Raw genomic sequence first — 3912 nt, forward strand, 5'->3', positions numbered from 1 at the left:
GGGGCATCCTGTCTTCTGTACATGACATGGCCAAATGGGACGCAGCGCTGTATAGTGATAAACTTTTGCCGTCAAAAGCTAAGTCCTTGATGTGGACCCCCGTTCAGCTTCCTGATGGTACCCCTACAACATTGTCATGGGGAGATAACGTTGACTATGGGATGGGGTGGGAGGTATTATCATACAGAGGACGCCGATTGCAAACACACAGCGGTCAGACGGCCGGCTTTGTTGCGCAGTATATGCGATTTCCGGAGCAACAGATTTCAATCGTGGCATTTATCAACCTGTACGATATGGGAGCCTGGCTGGCAGCGCGTGCAATGGCAGACTTTGTTGTACCTGGGCTTGAGTAACGAGGTCAGCCGGCCTATGAACTAAGTTTCGTATGCGCAAGCTACTTTATTTCATCAACGTGACGGCATGCGTAGAAACGTCGCTATCAGTTTGTAACCGTACGAAGTAGGTGCTGGCTGGCAATTCTGTGGGGGTCCAGACAAAGCGCTGGAGGCCAGTAGCAAGCGGTGTATCTACCAGTATGGAAATACGCCGGCCCAGCAAGTCGAAGATTGCAATCTGCAAGGCCATCGGTTGATCCAGAGAGACCTCCACTGTAACGTGGTTGGGGGCTGGGTTTGGATACAGGTTAAATGAAAATGGCATCCCTGGTCGTTCACCAGCTATGCCAACAGCCGGCGCATACGTATGTACCACGCGGGCTGTATTGACCAATGCTTGTAATAAAAGATCTAACTCTTGCCAGCGGCTTTCTAAAATATCTCCATCGGCATCAACTTCGTAAATGATGCGTGCGTTCATGCGCCACATTTCAGTCAACGGATCAAAAAACTCGGATCGCTTTTCGATTAAATAACCTTGCGTATTGTACGTGTAGAAGTGTCTGCCCAGCGGCCGTGCATCACTTCCTGCCAGCGCGTTAGTTTCCTCCAATATTTGAAACTGTTCATTGTAAAGGGTGAAATGGATGACTATAGGTTGCCACGCATCATTGTTGTAGAGGTCTCCCCGCGACGTACGGGTGAATCCTGCGTAGGAGATAGTTGATCGTACTGAGTTTTGCCACCGCACGCGCTCAATATCCCATTGCTGATCAATGCGCTCAATGACACGTTGTTGATCGTCATACGCTAGCAGTACCCTTATGTAGTTTGTAAGCAAACCGGTGGTAACATCACGCCTTTTGCTCAACTCCTTCGTCGCGACACCATTTTCGAAAGTACGCTCCAGCGAAGCCGCCAGAATCCAGTCCCCGTTTTGCCAACCATAGCTCATCGTCGTTAGTAGTTCGCCGGCATCACTCCAGGTAAGCTCGCTTCGAGATCCGATTGCAAATTCCTGCGCATCATCATCCCAGGATTGCCCATGTACCGTTAGAATGCGACCTTGCGCATCATAGGTATAACTGGTCCTGGACCGTGCTGTGCTGTATGATTGGGTATCACTGTTCCATGAACGACGGGTGCGACTGGCTACGTGGCCATTGGCGTCGTACACATACATATCCTGATTGGAAGGAATCCAGGCCACACTGTCCCATCCTTGATACTCCACCGTGTAGAGCAATCCATCTGCTTGTGATTGTTTGTTTAATTGGGTCGTTAGCCCCGCCGTAACCAGGCAGGTTGTTTTCTCTGCTGGTGTAAGATCACTTTGCAGGAGCTTAAAGTGGGCGTCGATCTTTGTAGCCGCGCTTTTATTATTTGCTGTTGGGTTGTTAGTGTACCCAGGACAAGGGGATAACTCAGCAACAACCTGTGCGTTCACGTGGGCTGTGATTGCGCATGAAAGGACTAAAAGAATAATCCAAATGCAGGTCTTCATTGTAAGAAATGCTCTGGGTTCACGAAGAAGCAGTACCTGTATATCCAAGATACTGACCCGGTATATCAATGTCACGCATCCCTCTACGCTAGCGCGTATATGTCCTCCTTCAACCAGACAGGTATCGCACAAAAAAAGCCGGTCCGAACTATGCGTTCGAGCCGGCTTTTGAATATTGTGGCGGATAAGAAGTGCTTCCTATTTGACCAGCGTCATCTTGCGCGTCTGCACAAAAGCGCCGGCTTCGATGCGATACAGATACGTACCGCTCGGTAAATTGGCCGCGTCGAAGCGCACGGAATAAGCGCCTTGCGTTTGCACCTGGTCAACCAACGTTCCAACTGCCCTTCCGGTCATGTCGAAGACCGTCAATTTGACGTGCTGTTGTTCCGGAATGGCGTACCGAATGGTTGTCTCCGGGTTAAACGGATTTGGGTAGTTTGTATCGAGCACAAAAGCATCCGGCAAGGTGATTTCATCCTGCAATGTAAATGTGGTTTCGGGTGCTTCATCAACAGATACGCTGCCCGAGACGGCTGCCGGCAAGCCCGAGGCAAGTTTGTCAAACCGCAAAGAAAGCACACGTTCCGAAAGCGTTGAAGGTAGCCCGGCAATGGCCAATTTCATTACACCGGGTGTTTCGTTTTGCAACACCTGCCAACCATCTGGCAACTGTGCCTCAAGGTCTGCCAGTGCCGTTGCTTCCGGGTTATAATTTAAGGTCAGGCTGAGCGATTGGGCAGGGCCGGCTTGTTCATTAACCGAAACATGCACCCAGAACTGTTGGTCGTCGATAGACTCGCGTTGCACGGAAAGCTCCGTTGCCGTTGTCGCACTTGTTTTGTTGCTGCCGCAAGCCGGATCCACAGGGAAGCAGCTAATCAATTCAACGACATGCTGTAAAACCAGGGAAGCGTCAAAAGCTGAAATATCTCCATTCCCCGAAACGTCAATCACGGGTGTGATGCTACCGGGTAGAATGATAATCTCAATGGAATGCTGCAGAATCAGGGATGCATCAAGCGCGGAGATGTTGCCGTCGCTGGTGGCATCCCCAAACGTTGTATTGGGCTGGGTGCTTACCAGCGCAACCCAGTCTGAATTTGTGTTGTTTGGTGGCTGGCCAAGGGAGACAGAGCCTCCACCGTTAACTTGCGTTACTGAGCCATTCTGTAGTCCACCGCCGTTGCGTGGGTCGTACCACTGAACGTTCAAGGTGCCAGAGGCGCCGGCCAGGTTCAGGTTTGTTGTACCGCCGTTTTTTAGGTACACCGCGTACACTTCCCCTTCTTTTGCAAAGGTGTAGCTGCTGCCGTTGGTTGCCAATCCATCGTTGGATTTCATCTCGATGTAGGGCAGGTAATTCTGGAAGAACTCCACGGCATAACGGGTGATATTCCAGACGTTCTCGCGATTCTGGAAGTTTTCAGAACTCAGGTCATGGTCGTTCGGGTAGTCGTAGCCAAAGTACCACTCCACACCGCCACCGCCGGCCATCAGGTTTGCCCACAGCACTTCTTTGCGGATGGTGTCGTGGTTGTTGCCTGGGCCATCGGGTGTTGCGCCAAGCTGCCAGGGGCCCGACTCATCCATACATACATACCACTTTTTGCCGGCCGCTGCTGACTTGTTTACCCAGTCGAGTGTCAGCCAGTGTGTGTCTTCCGGCTTGCCAACCTGCAGTGATGGGCCGTCAAAGCTCTCCAGATCAAGCAACGGATCGTAAATTTGATTCCATTGTCCGGGTAGCGTATGAACAACAATTGGATGATCGTACGGATCGAGGTCGTGAATGTAGCTTGCAAAGTCTTTGCGTTGCTGCGTTGTGTTGTCTTCGTTCTCTTCACCCAGATTCCAGGTGATCGCGTGGTGGTACCCAAAGCGGGCGACCAATTCGCGGTAGTACAATTTGCGTTGTACACCAAGGTTGCCGCCGTCCAGGAGGAGTTCGTTCTCCGTTTCCTGGGTCTGGATGTGCAGCATGATACCTTTGCGGTCCATCTGGTCAAAAACGATATTCCACGTTCACAAAAATATGAGAAGGAAAATGGAAAACACAACTTTAACCAA

Annotated in this window: 3 protein-coding genes; 1 reads left to right on the forward strand and 2 read right to left on the reverse strand. The window is 50.9% G+C overall.

Annotated elements, in window-relative coordinates:
• Positions 1-356, forward strand: a 356-nt coding sequence (locus AAF564_26355) for a serine hydrolase (protein MEM8489096.1), incomplete at its 5' end; no start/stop codon positions are given.
• Positions 357-402: 46 nt separating this feature from the next.
• Here the strand turns inward: AAF564_26355 and AAF564_26360 are convergent.
• Both AAF564_26360 and AAF564_26365 read right to left on the reverse strand, forming a co-directional pair.
• On the reverse strand, positions 403-1842 hold the full coding sequence (locus AAF564_26360; protein ID MEM8489097.1) for a DUF3836 domain-containing protein: 1440 nt from the start codon (positions 1840-1842) through the stop codon (positions 403-405).
• A gap of 198 nt (positions 1843-2040) precedes the next feature.
• On the reverse strand, positions 2041-3843 hold the full coding sequence (locus AAF564_26365; protein ID MEM8489098.1) for a T9SS type A sorting domain-containing protein: 1803 nt from the start codon (positions 3841-3843) through the stop codon (positions 2041-2043).
• Positions 3844-3912: the final 69 nt, after the last annotated feature.

The organism is Bacteroidota bacterium (assembly GCA_039111535.1).
In the GTDB taxonomy this organism is placed as follows: Bacteria; Bacteroidota; Rhodothermia; order Rhodothermales; family JAHQVL01; genus JBCCIM01.

Bases quoted from the DNA above. Each gene is read 5' to 3' on its own strand.
- AAF564_26360 (MEM8489097.1), bottom strand. From the start codon at position 1,842: ATGAAGACCTGCATTTGGATTATTCTTTTAGTCCTTTCATGCGCAATC.
- AAF564_26365 (MEM8489098.1), bottom strand. From the start codon at position 3,843: ATGGACCGCAAAGGTATCATGCTGCACATCCAGACCCAGGAAACGGAG.